The organism is Lysobacterales bacterium, from assembly GCA_016703225.1.
Lineage (GTDB): Bacteria > Pseudomonadota > Gammaproteobacteria > Xanthomonadales > Ahniellaceae > JADKHK01.
The window spans coordinates 19,967-40,108 of record JADJCM010000006.1 but is presented as its reverse complement, the minus strand read 5'-3'; the positions used below and the strand labels follow the sequence as shown (position 1 = coordinate 40,108).

General features: G+C 65.4%; 10 protein-coding genes and 5 pseudogenes. 10 read left to right on the top strand and 5 right to left on the bottom strand.

Annotated elements, in window-relative coordinates:
• The first annotated feature begins 943 nt into the window (after positions 1 to 943).
• The 4 genes and pseudogenes from IPG63_17925 (at position 944) to IPG63_17910 (ending at position 6,078) form a co-directional block, all read left to right on the top strand.
• Positions 944 to 2,158 (top strand): hypothetical protein, encoded by a 1,215-nt coding sequence (locus tag IPG63_17925; protein ID MBK6729051.1) that lies wholly within the window; start codon positions 944 to 946, stop codon positions 2,156 to 2,158.
• A gap of 71 nt (positions 2,159 to 2,229) precedes the next feature.
• Positions 2,230 to 4,050 (top strand): annotated as a pseudogene (locus IPG63_17920) (polysaccharide biosynthesis protein).
• Positions 3,944 to 4,928, top strand: a pseudogene (locus IPG63_17915) (UTP--glucose-1-phosphate uridylyltransferase). The pseudogenes IPG63_17920 and IPG63_17915 overlap by 107 nt, the downstream one beginning before the upstream one ends.
• Before the next feature lie 13 nt (positions 4,929 to 4,941).
• Positions 4,942 to 6,078, top strand: a pseudogene (locus tag IPG63_17910) (aminotransferase class V-fold PLP-dependent enzyme).
• A 1,323-nt stretch (positions 6,079 to 7,401) separates the two neighbouring features.
• Here IPG63_17910 and IPG63_17905 read toward each other — a convergent pair.
• A pseudogene (locus tag IPG63_17905) lies at positions 7,402 to 8,985 on the bottom strand (integrase).
• Between the two features lie 252 nt (positions 8,986 to 9,237).
• On the opposite strand from IPG63_17905, the gene IPG63_17900 reads away from it, so the two are divergent.
• Positions 9,238 to 9,516, top strand: coding sequence for a hypothetical protein (locus tag IPG63_17900; protein MBK6729050.1), 279 nt, complete (start codon positions 9,238 to 9,240; stop codon positions 9,514 to 9,516).
• 87 nt (positions 9,517 to 9,603) lie between these two features.
• On the opposite strand, the gene IPG63_17895 is transcribed toward IPG63_17900, so the two are convergent.
• The 3 genes from IPG63_17895 to IPG63_17885 all read right to left on the bottom strand — a co-directional run bounded on the left by IPG63_17895 (position 9,604) and on the right by IPG63_17885 (position 12,953).
• Complete coding sequence (locus IPG63_17895; GenBank protein ID MBK6729049.1) at positions 9,604 to 10,389, bottom strand: hypothetical protein; 786 nt, start codon at positions 10,387 to 10,389, stop codon at positions 9,604 to 9,606.
• Between the two features lie 573 nt (positions 10,390 to 10,962).
• A complete protein-coding gene (locus IPG63_17890; GenBank protein ID MBK6729048.1) occupies positions 10,963 to 11,934 on the bottom strand; it encodes an ATP-binding protein in 972 nt (323 codons plus the stop codon).
• On the bottom strand, positions 11,931 to 12,953 hold the full coding sequence (locus IPG63_17885; protein ID MBK6729047.1) for a hypothetical protein: 1,023 nt from the start codon (positions 12,951 to 12,953) through the stop codon (positions 11,931 to 11,933). Before IPG63_17885 ends, IPG63_17890 begins: the two co-directional genes overlap by 4 nt.
• Before the next feature lie 847 nt (positions 12,954 to 13,800).
• Here IPG63_17885 and IPG63_17880 point away from each other — a divergent pair.
• A complete protein-coding gene (locus IPG63_17880) occupies positions 13,801 to 14,286 on the top strand; it encodes a hypothetical protein (protein ID MBK6729046.1) in 486 nt (161 codons plus the stop codon).
• A 655-nt stretch (positions 14,287 to 14,941) separates the two neighbouring features.
• On the opposite strand, the pseudogene IPG63_17875 reads toward IPG63_17880, so the two are convergent.
• Positions 14,942 to 15,190, bottom strand: a pseudogene (locus tag IPG63_17875) (hypothetical protein).
• 132 nt (positions 15,191 to 15,322) lie between these two features.
• Between IPG63_17875 and IPG63_17870 the strand changes: the two are divergent.
• From IPG63_17870 to IPG63_17855, 4 genes are all read left to right on the top strand, one after another.
• Positions 15,323 to 15,772 (top strand): hypothetical protein, encoded by a 450-nt coding sequence (locus IPG63_17870; GenBank protein ID MBK6729045.1) that lies wholly within the window; start codon positions 15,323 to 15,325, stop codon positions 15,770 to 15,772.
• Positions 15,745 to 16,590 (top strand): transposase, encoded by an 846-nt coding sequence (locus IPG63_17865; protein MBK6729044.1) that lies wholly within the window; start codon positions 15,745 to 15,747, stop codon positions 16,588 to 16,590. The genes IPG63_17870 and IPG63_17865 overlap by 28 nt, the downstream gene beginning before the upstream one ends.
• A 595-nt stretch (positions 16,591 to 17,185) precedes the next feature.
• On the top strand, positions 17,186 to 18,454 hold the full coding sequence (locus tag IPG63_17860) for a NarK/NasA family nitrate transporter (GenBank protein ID MBK6729043.1): 1,269 nt from the start codon (positions 17,186 to 17,188) through the stop codon (positions 18,452 to 18,454).
• Between the two features lie 30 nt (positions 18,455 to 18,484).
• Entirely contained in the window at positions 18,485 to 20,137 is a 1,653-nt protein-coding gene (locus tag IPG63_17855) for an MFS transporter (GenBank protein ID MBK6729042.1), read from the top strand.
• Positions 20,138 to 20,142: the final 5 nt, after the last annotated feature.

The following is a 20,142-nucleotide window of genomic DNA, read 5'->3' as shown; positions in this document are numbered from 1 at the left end:
TGCTGGTACTGGCCGCGATCCTCACCGGCTGGATCTGGCGCGACGCGATCCCGGCGCTGCCGTGGGTGCGCAGGCCGACCGTCTGCGCCACAACTACTTTCGCGGCCGGTGTCTGTTGGACGAGCGGCCGGACAGGGCGATCAGGTGTTCTTACGGGTCGCTGAAATCGACAAGCAGACGGTCGAGACGCACCTGGCACTCGGCAATCTGTTCCGTCGCCGGCGAGACCAGGCCCGCGCCATCCGCGTGCACCGAACCTGATCGCTCGCCAATCTGACGTCGGGCAGAGGTCGCCCCGCTGCTCGAACTGGGCGAGTTCTACGTGCGTTGCCAGGCCTGCTCAGTCGCGCCGAGACGTTGTTCACCGATCTGGTCGGCACTCTGATGCGGCATGCGCCGGCTGCGTCGTCTGATCGCGATCTGCCAGCAGGGCGACTGGAAGCGCGCGATCGAACACGCGCCATCCGCCTCATCGAGAGATCCGCGGCGAATCACAGGCGGAACCTGGTCAGTCAGTTCCTGTGCGAACTGGCGAAACGCGGCGCCAGTGAAACAAGATGCCGGCGGACCGCCTGCTCTGACCGAAGGCGGTGACGGTGGCGCCGCTGGCGGTGCGTCCGCGCTTGATCGAAGGACGCCTCGCGCACGAACGCCAGGGACTGGAGCCGCGCCGCCAATGCCTATGAGCGCGCGGTCGAGAACGACATCGAGTACTGCCGATCGCGATCGGGCCGCTGCTCGATGCGTTGGAGCAGCTCGACCGACGCGAGTCGATCGACGCCATGCTCGAGGAATCGATGCGCCGCTATCCCGGCATCTCGCCGGTGATCAAGATGACGCGTCGTGCGCGACCGCGACGGTGATGAGGCCGCCATTCGCTCTTTCCGACCGCCTGAGCAAGTAGCCTTCAATACGCGGCCTGGCCGAGCTGGTCGATCTGCAATTGAGCGGCCTGCACGGCGACGCCCGCGAACAGCTGAACGTCTGCGCGACCTGCTCAAGCAGCTGCTCGACGGCCAGGCCTTGTTCCGCTGTTCCGCGTTGCGGGTTCGGTGCGCGCGCGCATCACTGGCAGTGCCCGGGCTGCAAGTCGTGGAGCACGATCGAAGCCGGTGCACGGCATCGCCGGCAATTGACGTCGCTCTGGTGGCTGCCCGCGCTGGCTCTGCTCGTGTCGCCGCTGCTGACCGCGTTGTGGATCCGGCGCGCGCAGCGCCTGCAGTGCTGGACGCGCCGGAGGCGGCGGTTGCGTAAAGCACCGACGCCGCGTGGCGGCGGCATCGGCCCGGTCGCCGCGATCCCTGCTCGCTGCTGGCCCAGCACACGGTGCAGCCCGCACACTCGCCGGGTTCTCCTTGCCGCTGATCGCCGGGCCGTTGCTCGCAGCCGGCGTCAGCGCTCGCGGACGACCATCGTGCGCGCTCGGTGCCGCTGCGCCTGCGCCGTGCATCTGCTCGCGGCGACGGCGGTGCTCGCCGGTGGCCTTCATCGCGAACAGCGGGCTCGATGGCAAGTACTGGTTCGAAGCGGGCCTGTTGCTGGTTGCGATGGGCGTCGCGTCGATGAACCTGCACAACTTCATGGATGGCTCGGATGCACCTCGCGAGCCAGTCGCTGTTCGTTTTCTCCGTGCTCGCGTTGCTCGCGGCTCGGCACGATGCAGATGCCGCGGCTGTTGCTGTTCGCCGCGGCCGCAGCCTGCGGTGCTCGCGTTCCCTGCCGTTCAACTGGCCGCCTGCGCGCGTGTTTCTCGGCGACGTCGGCAGCATTTCGCTCCGGATTCCTGGTCGCGGCATTCTCGCTGGTCGCGGTGGATCGCGGGCTGATCGGGTGGGGCGGGGCATTGATCCTGTCGTCCGGATTCGCGGTCGATGCGGCAGCCACCTTGTTCCAGGGCGCATGCGCCGCACCGCCATTGGCCCAAGCCGCATCGCGATCACCTGTACCAATGCCTGGCTCATCGCGGCTGGCTGCCGCGCGCGTGGTAGCCCGCCCTCAGGGATGGAATCTGCTGATCGTGTTGCCGGCGCTGGCGTTGCTCGAACTGCGCGCGCATCCGCCACTGCTGGAATTCCTCGCGGTCGCGGTCTACGGACTCGGAATCGGCATCTGGATCGCTGCGCGACGGGCGCTGCGACGCGCGCATCGGGCACAATAGCGGGCGCATCATGCCGTCGACCGATCGCCATCCTCCATCCGCGCCTCGCCGTGGTCGCACATGACCTGTGCATGATCTGGCTGGCCTGGTTTCGGCACCAACTGGTTGCGCTGGAACCTGCAAATCGATCCGCCGGTTGTCGCCTGGTTCGGCACCGAGCACGCGATCGTGCTGGTCGCGCAGACCCTGATCCTGGCCTGGACCAGCCTGTCGCGGGCTGTGGCGCTTCGCCAGCCTGCCTGACCTGTGGAACATCGCGCGTGCCTCGGTGCTCGGCGCGCTGGCGATCACCTCGGTCTCCCGCTTCCATCGGCTCGCGGCACGCCGCGCTCGGTGCTGCCGATGTGTCGATCGCTGATGCTGCTCGCCACGCCGCGCGGCGTATCGCTTCTGGAAGGACGGTCGCCTATGGCGACGCAGTGCGGCGCAGTCAGCGCGTGCTGGTTGCTCCGTGCCGGACGCGCCGGCGAGACCCTGGTGCGCGACCTGCGTCGCGAGGGCGCGTACTGTGTAGTCGGTTTCCTCGACGACAAGTCGGGTCTGCGCGGTGCCAATGTGCATGGGGTGCCGGTGCTCGGCCCGATCGAGCAGTTACCGCAAGATCGCGCGCGAGGTCGCAGCGGAAATGGTGCTGATCGCGATCCCGACCGCGAGCAACCAGCAGATGCAGCGCATCGTCGGCATCTGCGAGCAGACCACGCTGCCGTTTCGCACCGTGCCGCGACTGGAGGACGTGGTCGAAGGCCGATCCAACTTCAACGAACTCAAGGAAGTCGCGATCGAGGACCTGCTCGGGCGCGAACCGGTGTCACTGGACTGGACCGCGATCCGCGCCGGGCTCGTTCGCGGCGCGTGCTGATCACCGGTGGTGGCGGCTCGATCGGCTCCGAACTCCTGCCGTCAGGTCGGCCTCGTCTCGGTGTCGAACGCCTGGCCGTGCTCGAACTGTCCGAGTTCAACTTGTGCCAGGTCGAGCAGGAACTGCGCGTCGAATTTTCCAGACCTGGTGATCGATCCCATCCTGGGAGACTGTGGCGACGCCGCGACACTCGAGCGCGTGTTCAGCCGCGTTCGGCCCGAGGCGGTATTCCATGCTGCGGCGTTCAAGCACGTGCCGTTGTTGCAGCAGCAGGTGCGCGAAGCGGTGCGCAACAACCTGCTGGCGACGCGGGCGCTGGCGCTGGCGGCGGATCGGCATGGCGTGCACAACTTCGTGCTGATTTCCCGACCGACAAGGCGGGTGAATCCGTCGAGCGTGATGGGCGCGACCAAGCGCGCCGCGGAGATTTTTCTGCCAGAGCCTGGCGCAGCAGTCGAATACGCACTTCATCACCGTTCGTTTCGGCAACGTGCTCGATTCACGCCGGCAGCGTGGTGCCGCTGTTTCGCGACCAGATCCACCGCGGCGGCCCGGTCACCGTCACGCATCCGGAAATCTCGCGCTACTTCATGACCATCCCCGAAGCTTGCCAGCTGATCCTGCAGGCGGCGGTACTCGGTCGCGGCGGCGAAATCTTCCGCGCTCGACATGGGTGAGCCGGTGCGCATCCGCTATCTCGCCGAGCAGATGATCCTGCTCGCCGGCAAGCTGCCCGAGCGCGACATCCAGATCGTCTACACCGGCCTGCGGGCCGGCGAAAAGCTGTTCGAGGAGCTGTTCCATGAGCAGGAGAACCACGAAAGCACCGGCCATCCGAAGATTTTCCCTGTCGCAGCCGCGCATGGTGCCGTTTACCGAGCTGACGCCTTGCCTGCACAAGCTTGATGCCGCGGCGCGACGCTTCGATGAAGACGAAGTGCTGCGCCTGTTGCAGTCGCTGGTGCCGGAGTTCGACCAGCTGCGCACCGAGCGCGACGCAGACATCGTCTCGATCCACAAGGCGGTCTCCTGATGCGAATCCGCAAGCCGTGTTCCCGGTGGCCGGGCTTGGCACCCGGTTCCTGCCCGCCAGCAAGGTGGTGCCGGGAGATGCTGCCACTGATCGACCGGCCACTGATCAGTACGCGGTCGAGGAAGCGGTCGAGGCCGGCTGCGACACCTGGTATTCATCACCCAATCGCTACAAGCACGCGATCGCCGATTACTTCGACAAGGCCTACGAACTCGAAGCCAAGCTCGAAGCCGCCGGCAAGCATGAGTTGCTGGAGATGGTCCGCCACATCCCGCCGCCGCATGTGCAGACGGTGTTTGTGACCCAGCACGAGGCCCTCGGTCTCGGTCATGCCGTGCTCTGCGCGCGCGCGATCGTCGGCGACGAACCCTTCGCGGTGCTGTTGCCCGACGACATGATCTGGAACCGCGGTCGCGGCGCACTGCACCAGATGGCCGACATCGCCGAGCGCGATGGCGCCAGCGTGATCGCGGTCGAAGACGTCCCGCGCCAACACACCCACCGCTACGGCATCGTCTCGGCCGAGCGTGTCGACGACCACCTGGCGCGCGTGCGCGGCGTGATCGAAAAGCCGAGGCCCGATGTCGCGCCATCCACGCTCGCCATCGTCGGCCGCTACATCCTGTCCGCCGAAGATCTTCGAGCTGCTGGAGACGACCCGCGCCGGCAGTGGCGGCGAGATCCAGCTGACCGACGCGATCGCTGCGCTGCTGGTCAACGACCCGGTGCTGGCGTATCGCTTCATCGGGCGCCGTTTCGACTGCGGCAACCGTCTCGGCATGGTCCAGGCGACCGTGCACCTGGCGCTGGAAGACCCCGAGCTGCACAACGCCGTGGTCGCGATGATGCGCGAACGGCTCGCGCTCGAAGCGAACTGAGCGGGGCAGGGTGGTGCGCGACCTGTCGTTCATCATCAACCACCTGGGCGAGGAGCGCGACCGCTACTTGATGCGGTGATCCCGCCGATCGTGCAGAGCGCGATCTTCGCGCACCCGGACATCGCGACCATGCGCGCGCGCCTCGCCGACGAGTTCAACGCCCACGTCTACACCCGCGGCAACAACCCGACGGTCGAGATCGTGGCGAAGAAACTTGCCGCGCTGGAAGGCGCCGAGCGCGCGCTGCTGTTTGGCTCCGGCGCCGCGGCGATGGCGGCCGCAGTGCTCGCCAACGTGCGCGCCGGCGATGAGGTGCTCTGCGTCGAGAAGCCCTACTTCTGGACCGGACAACTGGTGCGCAAGCTGCTGGCGCAATTCGGCATGCGCGGCGTGTTCGTCGACGCCGCCGATACCGCCGCGGTGGCGGCAGCGATCTCGCCGGCCACGCGCCTGATCGTGCTTGAGAGTCCGAACTCGCTGACCTTCGAGCAGCAGGACCTGGCCGCCATCGCGATGCTGGCGAAGGGCAGGGGCATCGTCACCCCTGGTCGACAACAGCTACGCGACCCCGCTCGGGCAATCGCCGGTCGCGCTCGGCATTGATCTGGTTGCGCACTCGGCGACCAAGTACCTGAATGGCCACAGCGATGTCATCGCCGGTGCGCTGTGCGGTTCGGATGCGATGCTGCGCAAGGTCTTCGATGGCCCATACATGACGCTCGGGGCGATCCTGTCGCCGTTCGATGCGTGGTTGCTGCTGCGTGGCCTGCGCACGCTGCCGGTGCGGCTGGAGCGCATCGCCGCCACGACCGCCACGGTGCTTGCGCATCTCGCGAAGCACCCGAAGGTGCGCTGCGTCCATGCACCGGTGACACCGTATTCGACGCAACCCGAATTGAGCGCCGCGCAACTGCACCACGCCAGCGGCTTGTTCTCGATCGAACTCGACGTGCCCGACCTCGCCGCCATCGATCGCTTTTGCAATGCGCTCAAGCGCTTCCTGCTCGCAGCCAGTTGGGGTGGCTATGAATCGCTGGCATTCCCGGTCGCCGGCGTGCGCGACTGGGGTCGTCTGGATGCACCGGCCAGCGTACCGCTCAACCTCGTGCGCCTCTCGATCGGACTCGATGTTCACCGCGGAATTGTGTGATTTCTCCAAGCCCATGATTTCCCACGATTGACCTGCTCAGTCGAAACGCCGTTACCGCTTCAATGCAGGTCAACAAGTCTGGACAGGGTTGGACTAATGCGAAGATGTTTGAGCAGGCGTCGACAGTTCGCGGAGAAGTGCGAGCAGGCGTAAACGAGCCGCGCAAGAGTCTGGGCACGCGTCGACAGCGCGCGAATACGTCTGCGCGTCCGCAAACGAGATTTCAAACTGATTCTGCGGGCACCGGCGTACGCTGATCGCCAACTCGCCACGACATGACCATCGCCATCGAGCCCGCGCGATCAGATGACCAAGGCATCGGAAACCTCGCCGGTATCCTTGGGCAACGCAGGTCGCCGGGCGATCTGGGGATCGCATATTGACGATGGCGACGTCCGTTACCGACACCATGCGGGTGCACCGCATGGCGGAGCCATCGCTGCGAGTGCGACCAAGCCTAGAGTGAGCGAGGAAAATGCTCTGCGGGGGCGCTTATTCGCGAGAAGTGGTTCGCGCAACCGTCAAACGTGACGATCAGATCGGATCGGGCCGGTGCCCAAGTTTCTTGGGCGCTGTGCCGCAAGCGTGGACTTCTGAGGTGCTGCCCTCGGCATCACTTACGGATCTTCACCAATTCGCGCGCCAACGGCGAGAACTCTGGCGGGGTCGCTATGAAAAACGTCCGCCGGACATTGGCCGGCAAGGGCTTCACGTACTCCGTAGAGCCAAAACGCTCGGCGCCAACCGCCGTCATCGCCATCTGCCGGTAACGCAGCCAACAGCGACTCCACATCCGCCCGCAGACGGCCCTCGGCATCAAACTGGAAAGCCGGATGCAAGTAGGTACTTTGTGCGCTTGACCACGCGCCGAGCAATCGTCCCGTAGCGCGCAACGCAGCGGCCGCTTTGGCGGGCTCGACAGGGAACCCGAGCTGCTGGCCCACGCGCTCGGAGGTTGGCCAGTCCATGGCCAACAACTCGCGTCGGCGCCGCTCAGATGCTTCAGTGGAAGGGGACATGCATTGACCAGGCCGGAGCGTCGCGACAAGGTTAAGCCAGTCTGGCCTTTCCCGCATCGGACGCATCTTCCACTTCTGGCCGGAAGCGTGCCTCGCCGTCCGCGGTCAACGCCTGTGGGCTGGTAACTGCTGCGCTCGAAGCGCATGATCAATTCGAGTGGATTCCGTAGTTTCCAGGTCCACTTCGCGCGCCCTGCGCCCGGCACCACCGTGTCTGATCGGCGTGCGCCGTTCTTTCCCGCCACTGCTCCCTGGACGATGGGGAGTGGCCTTCTGTTCAAGACGGGCGACGCTCAGGCGACCGTCACCCATCCGAACCGGACACGTTGCCCTCGAGCAATTCGACGCAGCGCAGCGCCGAGTCGGGGGATACGATCGCAAGCGCCAGATTCGCTCGCGCCACCAGTTCAAGCGGTGTGAGGTTCTGGACGTATCGACCGTGGGTAATCCGGTCCATGCCCGCGCCGGCGAGTTTCGCGACCGTACGCAGGCTGGCTGTCAGGGCGACACTGTCGAGGCGTCCACCGTGAAGGATGAGGTTGCGCTGCCGGTACAGTCGATGAAAGGCCTCGCACAAGGACTCGCGAATGGTCTTCAACTGGCGCGGAGGAGTCTTCAGGAGCTTTCTCATGCGATCGACCGCGGCCTGGTCCGCCGTGGACCGCATCGAGGGCATGCTGTCGTTCATGATCATCTTGGCCAGATGGCGACACCGCTCGCGGTTGGTCGATCCGGGCAGTGGCCTCGTGTCTGGCTGACCATCGTTGCGCTCGTAGCGGTACGACAATGCCGTCAGTTCAGCGCGAGGAAACGAGCAAGTGACGAGCGCCGCCAGATTATCAGCTGCGGACGCTCGGTCTGCGGGATCTGCGAGCAAGCCCTCAATCGCGCCCCAACCGCCTGCGATCGCGGCGGGCGGAGAACTGCCTTCCAGGTGCGCCAAGAGTTCGAGCGCGGCGTCGACGTTTTGGCTGGACTCTGGCGAGAAGACGCGATCCTCCCGAAAGAGTTCCTTCACGCCGACACCCCGAGAAGCAACCGTCATGGTTGCAGGTTCAGCGGTCCCCTTGACCCACAGGTAGGGAAGACACTGCAAGGGCCTGCCGGTGGCGATAAGTGAACGAGCTGCATAGCGATCGTACTCGTCGCGCGCCGCCTGAGCCGCGCCGGTGGCGTCGCGCGCCTGCACCTTGAGCACCATGGCCGCCGGTGAACGGACGCCTGCGGTATCAAAGCCGTGCGCTGCCAACCATCCGGTGACTGCGTCTCACGTGAGCCATGCCGGAGGCACGCCATTGATGGTCTTCGGCATCGTCCGAAAGGCCAACAGCACTTCAAATTCGCGACGCCGGCTGGATTGGGTTTCGGCATGCAGTGCGTCGCAAAGCTCGGGCAGGGTGATGGCCTCGGTGGCGTCCAATCGTGCCTTGATGAAGCTGTGGAAATGCTCGGCGGAGAATCCGGCATCGAGGAGGAACGCGGCGACGCTTCGAGCCAGGTGTTCGACATGGAAGTGACCAGCCGCCACCGCACGGCTCCAACGGCTCAGGTAGTCCGAGGCCACGCGGCCTGATAGTTCCTGGAGGCCAAGATGGGCCACGCCGTCAGCCCGCGGTACGGACTTCAGCTGCTGCTGCAGAAACTTCTTCTCGGTTTCTGCGAAGGCGGGGTGCTGGCCGACGCGCGTTTGCAGCGTGCTCGCCATGCGCTGGACAGCCGCCTCGCTGAGATGACCTGCGCGCTTCGCGACACAGGCTTCGCCGAGTTCATCCATCGCGAGAATGACGCCGACGCCCCACAGGGATCGGTGCCAGGGCACACGCTCGGAGAGGAACTCCTGAAGCCGCCCCACGGCAAGTCGGTCCAACGAATTGACAGCGTTCAGCATGTGGCGGATTATGCGCCATCGGCCAATGCACTTGGCCCACTGTCTAGCGGGGCGCGACCCGGGCCGAGACGGCAGCAACACTGCTCGATCGGAACGGCTCAAACCCCCATCTACGACCGGCCCCGCGATGCGGGGCCATTTTCTTGGCGCAACGGGTACGAGCGGGTGGGGTGCGTGAGCTTGCGTTACGCACGCTGACTCAAGCGGCAATCGACAAGCGACAAGCGCGAGATGCAACAGCGGATTGGAATCGTGTACATCACCGACGCCAGACATTTCCTCGACACCAAGGGAGCCATCGGCCCGAAGCGCGGGCCGGCGCGCACGCTGGCCGAATTCCTCGGCGGCGTGATCACCGCAGCGACGCTGCCCAGCCCAAGCGCGAGTTGCCCTGGGTGTATTCAGTGCGCCGGCGCGGTCAGCGCGCGCGCTCGTGAATCCGGGGGAGATCCTCTGGCACTGTTCCGCCTGCGCTGCATCCGGGCAGATCGCCCACTGGCGCGGGACGCTGTGGGACATGAGCGCGCGTGAAGGCGCGTCGCACTGAGCGGGCGTGTTTCCGGCATTCCCTTGCCACACGGGCAGGCGATCCGGCGTCGAGTGGATGGCCGAGTTGGATCACAGTCGATCCGGCCAAGGCCGCCGCGGCGACCAGACGGCACGCACCTGGGCGACGCCCGTGGCGTCGCGAACGACGGCGACCCACGGCATCCGAGGTCCCGAACGGATGCGCCGGTGGTCGAATACGGCGGGCGCATGGCGACCCACCACATGCGTGAGGCCATCGGCGTAGGCGCGTGCCAACAGCTGCCGGATCACCCGAATCGCCAGTCCTTGCGAGCGCGGTGAAGCGAGCGTTTCGGCGCCGTGCGGCTGGAGCGTCGCTGCGGTGAAATCGCACAAGGATCGCAAGGCGCTGCGCTGCAGGATCTGCAGGTCGAGGTACACGCGCGATCCGCACTCGTGCACCGGCAGAAACAGCAACTCACGCCGTGTGGCAGTGGCGCTTGCAGGCGCATCGGCGGGCCGAAAGAACGCCGCGTTTTCCTTGCAATTGAACGCCGACATGGGGACCCCTTGAAGGACACCCCGAGTCACGTGCCGCAGTGGCGCCAGGAACGCGCTCGGCAGGTCGGCCATGCCGCCGGGGCCGGGGTAAAAAGGGGCCGCGCAGCGACCGGCATCGTCGTCAACCGAACCGTCCTCCGCGGTCGTGCGTTGATTGAGGGAGGTGCGGTGATGGGCGATCGTGGTTCCGTGTTTGTCGGGCATCACCTCCCGCAGTGACCCCGACCATGGCGTCGTGTCGACGAGAGCGGCGATGGCCTCGGCGCCCCAGGCATCAGCTTCCTGGGGCGAGATCAGACGGGTCTGCGCCTGCTGGCGTTTTGCCCAGATCAACATTCTCGGCCATGATCTGGCGACGTGTCGCGGCGAGCGGTCGCTCGCCGCGCAACGCCGCGCGTTCGTTGAAGTAATCCGCGCCGCAGGCACACTGCATCAACGGACGCGTTCCGATCGACGCGTCCATGAAGGGTTGTTTGCAGCGGCGACAGGCGTCGATCAGCGCGGTCCGATGCCACGGGCAGCGCGCCAACCAGGGCATCTGAAACAGCAGGCTGTGGTAGCCATGCCGCATGCAGCACGGACAGATGCGCAGGCGCCACGGGATCTTGTCCCACACGTCGCTGCCCTGGAAGGGGGTCCACGGTTCGATGTCCCACAGGCACGAGACGGTGGCATCGCACCCAGTGCGCTCCAGAGCGAGAACTTGCGTTTCGCCGAAAAAGTGAGGACCTTGGTCGGGTCCTCGGATTGCAGCGAGCGAAAGCCGAATGCCGCGAACTGATCGGCACGGCTGAACTGGTTCAGCCGTGCGATGCGGACGACGGCGCCGAACGCGGAGATGCCGTGCAGGTGGCCGAGATCCCCACCCACGAATCCCGATGTGTCTGCGGAGGTATTGAGCTTCATGAGCTACACCTCCTCGGATGCGATGGTCGTGCGCGAGAGTTCCAGATCGATGAAGGCGCACTCGTTCAGCGCCATACGGAGATCGTCGTCGGTGAACCCGCTGAAGTCCGACCGGCTGGGTGCAATGATGGTCAGCAAGATGTTGATGCAGACCTCGAACGACTTCATCGGCCACGTCCACGCGCGCGAGGGCAGCCGGTGCGCGATGCGCAGTTCGGAAGCGATTTCGTGCAGGCGCTCCGCGTGGTGCTCCAACCGCCAGCCCGAGTCGAACGCGGCGGTCGCGAAGTGCCGCGTGTAGCTGATGCCGGAGTCGACCGGCCAGAAGGCGTGCTGGTCGTAACGACTCATCGCGTGCGCGCATTCGGACGGGCCGTTCAGGCCCGTGAACTCGTGCCGGCGGACCAGAAACCGCTGATGCACGTGCGCCGGCGCGCCGCCGTCGTAGATCTTCTCGTTGGTCGCCGCGTTGTAATCCATCTGGTAAACGAGCACGACGAACAGCATGTAGCCGAGGTCGGTCAGTTCGTTGTCGAGCGTGGCCAGGTGCTCATAGTCATCCGGAAAGAGGCGCTGGGCTTCGTCGATGAAGACGATGATGAGCGAACTGCCGGCCTCTTCGCAGCGGGCGATCAGGAAGTTGCGCACGCGTTCCATCCGCGCCAGCGCCGAGGTGCGTTCCGGCAACTTGAGCTTGAAGCGCGACAACCACAAACTGAAGAAGGCGCCGTCGCTGCGTGCGTGCGATTTCGGGATGATCAGGCTCGTGACGTAGGCGTCGCCGTCGAGCCAGGTGAGCACGGCGATCAGGTACTTGATGGCCCACGACTTGCCGAATCGGGCAAGGCCGTAAACGACGATCCCCCGGAATTCCTGCTGCAGGGCCTTGATGATGGCGTTGCTGAGGCGTTCGATCGCACGCGTGGCGATCGGGCTGCGCAGGGTGCGCAGCAGCGGATGGTTGAAGTCACTCATTTGGTCGAGTCCTTTGCGGCGTCGAAGGTTTTCCAACCGCCACGCGGTGCGAGGGGCGTGACGGCGGCGGGGATGGGGCGTTGCGTGGCAGGCGCGCGGCTGTGCAGGTCGAGGTACTTGGCGGTCTGGTCCGCTGCGGATTGGCAGCTCGCGGCACGCGAGCGAACAAAGTCGCTGTACGCTTCGATCGCGTCGTGCGCGCCATCGATCGAAAACAGCTTGCGGCGCGTCCAGCGACGGATGAGGTGCCGGAGATCGAGGTCGTGCCGCGTCGCGCCCCATGGCGGAAGGGCCTTCAGGCGCGTGATCACGGCACCGGTGTCGGGGTCGAGCAGCGTGAGATAGCGAAGATCGTCGAACGAGACACGGCCGAGGAGCTTCTTGTTCAACAGATCCCAGCGCTGGCTCAGGACGGGCGAGCGATAGCGGGCGCGCTGGTAGTTCACGAAGGGCAGGCGACCCTTCTTGCGATTGCCGCGCACGTGGACCGGGAACCGCAGCAGGGTCATCCCTTCGATGTCCTGCTCGCCGAGCGAGGACTCGAACGCCCAGCCGCCGCCGTTGAAGTGCGCGCGCACGGCGTCCATCGGTGCGCGCTCACCGAGCGCGGTGTGCACCGTGACGTTGTGACCGGACAGGATCACGTCGGCCAGATCGCGCAGCGCGACCATGTTGACCGGATGATCTTCAGCGGACTGGGTCGTCGTCGCCCGCTTGGGCGTATCGCGATCGCGAGGGGGCTCGAAACCGCCGGGCAAGCTCCGGATCGCACCGATTTCCAATTGACGGAACAGCGCCTCCAGCAGTCCCCGCGTTTCGGGCACGCGCGATCGCCCCAGGTGCACGACGCCGCGGTGCCGGCGGGCGAGGTTGGTCGTGGTCAGCTTGGAATGATGCGCCAGCGCGTTGTCCAGGGCCGAGAAGATGCCGCGCAGGACACGCTGCGTGGCTGGACGGTACCGATGCCCGAACCCGCCACGTAGTGCAGATCCGGCGGCAGGAGCGTGCGTGGCGCCCACGGCGTGAGTGCCTGGCAGAACACGCGCAGCACATCGACCTGCGAATAGCCGCGCCCGACGACGAGCGCCCACCCGAGGATCAAGCGCGACACCGAGTCGATCAGCAGCAACAACCAGATGCAGCTGATGCGCTTCAGCGTGGCGACGCCGGCGTCGTCGACGACTTCGATGGCGAAGTCCGCGTCCATGCGGTGCGCGTCAAATTCGAGGCGCTCGAGCACGTTGAAGTCGAAGACCTGTTTGGCCTGAGTGACGACGTCTGCGGGTTCAGACTCCCCCTCCGGTGCCTGCGCCACGCGATCGGCCCGCAGCTGCTTGAGGTGATCGAGCAGCGGCCGCCGCCCGCGGCCTGCCGTGTTGAAGGGATAGCCGTCATCACTGCAGTGCTTGCGCGCGGCGCCAAGCACCTGGCCGTACAGTTTTTCGAAGCTGCGCGATTTGCGATCGCGCGTCGGCAGCGCCCCCCGGAATTTGTCACAGAGATCGGCGACCGCCGGCACGGTGCGCAACAGCTGTGCGAACGCGCCAGGGGCTGCGGCGCCTGGTGGCTCAGCGGGTGCGTCCTCCCGGGTTTGCCGACTCCGGTAGGGAATGCAAGCGCGCAAGCCCCACACCTGGCCATCCGGCGCCAGCCCGACGCAGTCGGCAACCAATTTGGTCAGGCTGCCGCGATTGACGTGGTACGCCTCGGCAGCGCGGACGATGCTGCTGCCCATGATCACCGCCCGAAGGGCCTTCAGGCGCTTCTCCGTGGCGACCTGGGTCGCTTCGGGCAGGGTCGTGACATCGGGCTCCGGCCAGAGCGCGAACTCGAGTGGAGTGGGCAGGCCGTTCATCGCGCACCCCGGTGCTCAAGCACCGCATGCGCATGCAGCCGCGCCTGCCAGTCGAACTGCAACACGCCCTGGTGCACGAGCTGGCATGCCACCGCGCGTGTATCGCGCGCGTCAAACTCGGGCAGACTGCGTTCGAGCTGGGCGAAGCCGAGGCGCGGCTGTGTCTTGAACAGCGCGACGATGCGCTCCTGGAGGAGACCGTGGCTTGCGGCACGTCCGCGGCCGCCTGGATGGGGAGCAGACGCAGGCGGTTGGTGCTGACCGTCCTGGCTTGCAGGAACTGCGATTGCGGCACGAACAGCAGCGACAAGTGCGCCCGCTGCGCGGCGCCGACGAGCGCATCGCGACGACGGCTGCGCGCCAGGAGTTCGGCGGTCGTACCCTCGGGCGAGAGCGTGATCAGCGAAAACTGTTCCACCCCTTTGATCGAGCGGGTCCAGAACGACAGGTCGATGTCGCTGCCGTCCACCGACAGCATGCGCGGGCGTTCAACATAGAGGAGGACATCGGGATCGAACTCGTACTGCAAGGCCAGCGCCAACGCGATTACACCGACCAAGGTGACGCGGCGGCCGAGCTTGGGTGATTCGAAGAAGTAGACATCGAGCTTTTTCAGCTCGGAAACCGTGAGCGGTCGCGGCGAGTACGACGACTCGGGGGTCGATTCGGGCATACGTCCTCCTTGCCCGTGTTGCCCGCACGACGAATGGATCGACGTTGGCCAACCTGCGGGCGAGCGCGCGCGTCACCCGATGACCTGGGCTTGCGCTGGGGGAGGAAATGGACGTAGTCTTCAGCCTGTGCGGGGCTTGTCGAGTCCGTCTGGCCGCTGGTGACACAGCGGCTTTTTCATTTCCGGGATGGGTGTTTGAAGCACGATCCGGGTAGCGCGAAGTCAAGCTTCGTCATGCGGGCGGCCTCCTCGGTGGCTGCTGATTGCGCGAGCAGCGCGGCCCAAGACCCGGCGCCTGATTTGAGACGAACGCCCTGCGCGACGTGATCGACCGGCGGCACCGTCGTTCGCGTTCGAGAAGCGCGTGGCCTGCCCGAGATCAAGTCGGGCGCATCGAATGATCCGATTCATCGGCGCGCCGCCTTCGGTTCGCCCTCATCGTCGCTGCCTGCGGATTCGGGTCGATTGATCGGTCGCGCGCGCTGCGCCGCCATCCACATCGCTAGGTCACGCGCGAGCGCGAAGCGCCCGCGGCGTCCCTCGACTTCGAACACCGGTACCGGCACGCGGTTGCGAACGAGCGCCTGGCGAAACGCCGCCTGGGAGGGATAGCCAAGGGCGCGCGTCAAGGCGGCGCCGCCGACCACGGCGCCGAGCATCCGCGTCAGCGCGACCTCAAGTTCGAGGGCATCGGCAGAGGGCAGGGAGGTCAGCGCTGGTTCGGGCATGTCGGGGCTGGTCACTGAAGTTGCAGCGACCGTAACAACCGGGCGTGCGCCGCACAATTGAGTACCGATTTCCAGGAAATCGGTACTCAGTGACTAGCCCCAACCGAGCGTGACGTATGCAAACATCGGCACATGGCGCTTCCATTTCGATCTCCTCCCACTGCGGCGATGTTGCGCGAACACGAGGCGCGGATCGACAAGTGTCGAGGGACCGCGTGCTTCGAGGATCTGTGCCGCGGACTGAACGAGACGTCGGCCAATGAACTGGCGCGGCAGATTGACGATGACCACGGCCGCTTGGGGCCAGACGGCCTGCGGCAGTTTTCCGGGAAGTACCGGCAATGGCGCTACGGCAAGGCACCTTCGGACGAAACGATTGCCCTGGTGGAGTCGCGTTTTGCGGGCAAGACGCGGTTGCGCCGATGGCGCGACCTGTGGCTGTGGGACTTGTTGCGCGAGCCGTTCAAGCTGACGCTGCCGGAACTGCATGAGGAGATGACGCACTTGCCGCCGAGGATTCGCAAGTTGCTGTTCCTGTCCGCTGGCCCAATGCCATGGGCCGCTTTCCTCGCCACGCGATGAGCCGCGAGCGCGTCCTGGAACTGCGCGACCTGAAATCCCTCGACGCCTTCATGGCACTGCTGGCACTGGCGCGTGAAGGGGAGTTGATCAATCAGGACCAGCGACACGTCTTTCCGGCCTTGTGTGCCTTCGGCATCTTTGCGCATGTGCTCGCGGCGAATCCGCAGTTGGAAGCGAGCTGGGAACCCTTGTACGACGCGCTGCATCTGGCGATCTGGTCGCGCATCTATCTCGAGGGCATCCATCCGAACTTCGACAAGCAGTGGATCGTCGCGCATCGCGCAGCGTTGCGTCTGGACCCGAATGCGCGCTGCGCTGTGAGCGGCGACTGCGCCGCGATCAGGTCAAGACAACTTCGGTTTGAGTCACAGAGTCGCCGAGGGGCGGAGAGTGACGCCAGGCCCGGCTCGCGAGGATTCGGGGTGACGACTATGACCGTCCGCCTCACGGGCTCGTTGTTGCGTCCCATCGTTGGCAGACGGGTCACCGTTTCGATCAACGTCAGCTCTGCGCCGTCAGAGGTTGCTGCCAACCGACCAGTCTATTTGTTGCATCGTTGCCGCTCGACTCCTGGAAGCCGGCCGCGGCGTAAGCACGGCCTGGCCGCTGCGGAAAGGTGGGTTGGCCGGACGCTTACGCTGCGCCGGCACCGCTTCGGGGTGCGCTCGGAGCAGTTCACCGCGGAGCAGCACGGACTGTGGGACGCGGCACTGAGTGAAGACCTCGCGGCGACGAAGTCGGCAGTGGAAGCCGTGTCGCCGCCGCGCACGCGGGAACGCGCGCATCCCGCGCCACGCCATCTCGCCAATCGTGGGTGATCCGTGGACCGCGTTTCGGTCCATTGCGGACCCGGCGCTGCGTCGTGCCGCGCTCTGGCTGGTGGCGTGGTGGACGTGCCCAGAGTTGTCAGAAGAGTGGTGCCCCGGATGGTTCACGCGCGAGGTGAGCGATGAGTTGCCGATGTGCGCTCACGCAACCAGCCGATGCGTACGGAGCATCGTTCGGGACGTCATGGGTTCCATGCCTCGGACGGCCGTTCTGCCGGGCGCCACCGATCGACCACTGCGGCGCAGTGGGTAGTGGTCAGTTGAGGAAGACGCCAGCTCGGTGCGACCGGAGGAGTGAGACGCCCACGATCGCCCCGGCGGGGCCTTCGAACGCGAATCGACACGCCGATTCCTTCAGCCGCGTTGCAATTCAAACTTGAACTCGCCGAGCGAGGGGTGGCTCCCGGGATTTTCAACGGGCTGCAAGGCGCTTCGCGGAGCGGGACTTGTCCCCGCATAGTTCTTTCGGCGGATGCTACGGCCGGCGCCATCCTCCGGTCGGCAGTGTTCATCGGGCCGGGCGGTGGATACCGCAGTCGGCCGGGTTTTTCTAGCATGCGACCGACGCGTTGTCGGAGCCCTCCGGATGAGAAAGCCAAGCCAAGCCTTGTCCGTGCTGGTGGTCAGCACGCTGGCGTTTACCGTTTGCTTCATGGTGTGGATGATGTTCGGTGTCATCGGCATCCCGCTGAAGGCGCAGTTGGGTCTGAATGCCACCGAGTTCGGCCTGCTGACCGCGACGCCGGTGTTGACCGGGTCGCTGATCCGCGTGCCGCTTGGTATCTGGACGGATCGTTTCGGTGGTCGCGTGGTGATGGCCGTGTTGATGGCCACGACGGTCCCAGCCATCTGGATGATGAGTTATGCCACCGAGTACTGGCACTTCCTGCTGATCGGTCTGGTGGTCGGCCTCGCCGGCGGTGCGTTTTCGGTCGGAACGCCCTACGTCGCGCGCTGGTTTCCGCGCAACCGCCAGGGCTTCGCGATGGGTGTGTACGGTGCCGGCAACTCTGGTGCCGCGGTGAACAAGTTCATCGCGCCCGGACTGGTCGTCGCATTCGGTTGGACGATGGTGCCGAAGGTCTACGCCGCAGCGATGCTCGGGGCGCTGATCCTGTTCTGGCTGTTCAGCCACAGCGATCCAAGCCACCGCGTGTCGAGAAACGTGCGCATCCGCGACCAGATCCAGTTGCTCAAGGATCCGCGCGTGCTCAAGTACTGCCAGTACTACAGCATCGTCTTCGGTGGCTACGTCGCGCTGAGCCTGTGGATGGTGCAGTACTACGTCGGCGAATATGGTCTCGACATTCGCACTGCGGCGTTGCTGGCAGCCTGTTTTTCGCTGCCCGGCGGTGTGCTGCGCGCGTTTGGTGGCTGGCTGTCCGATCGTTATGGCGCGCACAGCGTCACCTGGTGGGTGATGTGGGCCAGTTGGATCTGCCTGTTCATCTTGTCCTATCCGCAGACCGAGTTCACCGTGCTCACCGTGAATGGCCCGCGCACCTTCCACATCGGGCTGAACGTTTGGGTGTTCACGCTGCTGATGTTCACCCTGGGTCTGGCATGGGCGTTCGGCAAGGCCAGTGTCTTCAAGTACATCAGCGATGAGTACCCCGACGACATCGGCACGGTCAGCGGCATCGTCGGACTGGCGGGTGGTCTCGGCGGGTTCGTGCTGCCGATTCTGTTCGGCGCCCTCGTTGATTTGACCGGCGTGCGTAGCAGCGCCTTTATGCTGCTCTACGGTGTGGTCTGGGTCTCGCTGATCTGGATGTACTGGACCGAGGTGCGTCGCACCGAGCTGATGGGCCGCGACGCCCACGCAGCGATCTGGCCTGACGCGACCGCGCACTGACTGCCGCCACGATTCTCTGGAGTCTCCCCCATGTCCGTGAACAACCCCGTGGTCAATCCGGCCGGTGCAAGTGCCGCCGGCGATATCGTCGAGTGGTCGCCCGAGGACGAAGCATTTTGGCAGCGGCGCGGCCGCCGCATCGCCTACCGCAACCTGCTGCTATCGGTGCCGGCATTGTTGTGTGGCTTCGCGGTGTGGGGGATGTGGGGCATCATCAGCGTGCAGATGCTCAACCTGGGGTTTCCGTTCACCCAGGCCGAGCTGTTCACGCTGACGGCGATCGCCGGCATCTCCGGCGCGACCATGCGCATCCCGGCGTCGTTCCTGGTGCGGCTCGCAGGGGGACGCAACACCATCACCCTGACCACCGCCATGTTGCTCGCCCCGGCCATCGGAACCGGGATTGCATTGCAGCACCCGGAATGGCCGCTGTGGGTGTTTCAGCTGATGGCGTTGTGGTCCGGTGTGGGCGGTGGCAACTTCGCCAGTTCGATGTCCAACATCAGTACCTTCTTCCCGAAGCGGCTGCAGGGCACCGCGCTCGGACTGAACGCAGGGATCGGAAACTTCGGCGTCACCACGATGCAGATCGTGATCCCGCTGGTGATGACGGCGAGCTTGTTCGGGACGTTTGGCGGGGAGCCGATGCCGCTGCAGAAAGACAGCGGGTGGATCTTCGGGAAGATAGCCGCGGGGACCCCGACCTGGATTCAGAACGCTGGCTTCGCCTGGGTGGTGTCGCTGGTGCCGTTGTCCCTCGCCTGCTGGTGGGGCATGAACAACTTGCGCGCGGTTTCGCCGACGACGGGCTCGCCGATCGTCGCATTCGCCAAGATCACCTACCTGTACACGCTTGCGTTCGTGCCTTCGATCGCAATCCTCTACCTGTATCTCCCGCAGCCCACGGGACTTGGTCTCCTCAACATGTGGGTGGCTGTTCCGCTCGATGTGCTCGCCGCACTCCTGGTGATGAAGCTGGCCGCGTTCGGCACGATGAAGGAGGGCGTTGACCGGCAATTTGCGATCTTCAGGGATCGACACACCTGGTCCATGACCGCCTTGTACATCGTGACCTTCGGCTCGTTCATCGGCTTCTCGATGGCGTTGCCGCTGTCGATCGCGGTGATTTTCGGCGTCAGTCATGTCGCCGATGCCGATGGCGTGATCCAGCACGTGTTGAAGAACCCGAACGCACCTTCGCCCTTCACCTATGCCTGGATCGGTCCCTTCGTGGGCGCTTCGGTGCGACCGATCGGCGGCTGGATTTCGGATCGATGGGGCGGTTCGATCGTCACCCAGGTGATCTCGATGATCATGGCGCTCGCCTCGGTGGCCGTGGGCTACGTGATGATGCAGGCCTATCAGTCGGCCACCCCGGAGCAGTATTTCCCGGCATTCCTGAGCTTGTTCCTGCTGCTGTTCTTTGCCAGCGGCATCGGCAATGGCAGCACCTTTCGCACCATCGGCGTGCTTTTCGATCGTCAGCAAGCGGGTCCGGTGCTGGGTTGGACGTCGGCAGTGGCCGCCTACGGTGCGTTCGTAGCGCCGGTAGTGATCGGCGACCAGATCACCCGTGGCACGCCGCAATACGCGATGTACGGGTTCGCTGCCTTCTATGGACTTTGTCTGTTGCTGAACTGGTGGTTTTACCTGCGCGCGAGCGCCTACGTGAAGAATCCCTGAGAGCG

Excerpts from the sequence above, each read along its gene's own strand:
- IPG63_17895 (MBK6729049.1), bottom strand. The coding sequence starts at position 10,389 with ATGTTGATCTGGGCAAAACGCCAGCAGGCGCAGACCCGTCTGATCTCG.
- IPG63_17890 (MBK6729048.1), bottom strand. The coding sequence starts at position 11,934 with ATGAGTGACTTCAACCATCCGCTGCTGCGCACCCTGCGCAGCCCGATC.
- IPG63_17870 (MBK6729045.1), top strand. The coding sequence starts at position 15,323 with ATGGCGCTTCCATTTCGATCTCCTCCCACTGCGGCGATGTTGCGCGAA.
- IPG63_17865 (MBK6729044.1), top strand. The coding sequence starts at position 15,745 with ATGGGCCGCTTTCCTCGCCACGCGATGAGCCGCGAGCGCGTCCTGGAA.
- IPG63_17860 (MBK6729043.1), top strand. The coding sequence starts at position 17,186 with ATGAGAAAGCCAAGCCAAGCCTTGTCCGTGCTGGTGGTCAGCACGCTG.
- IPG63_17855 (MBK6729042.1), top strand. The coding sequence starts at position 18,485 with ATGTCCGTGAACAACCCCGTGGTCAATCCGGCCGGTGCAAGTGCCGCC.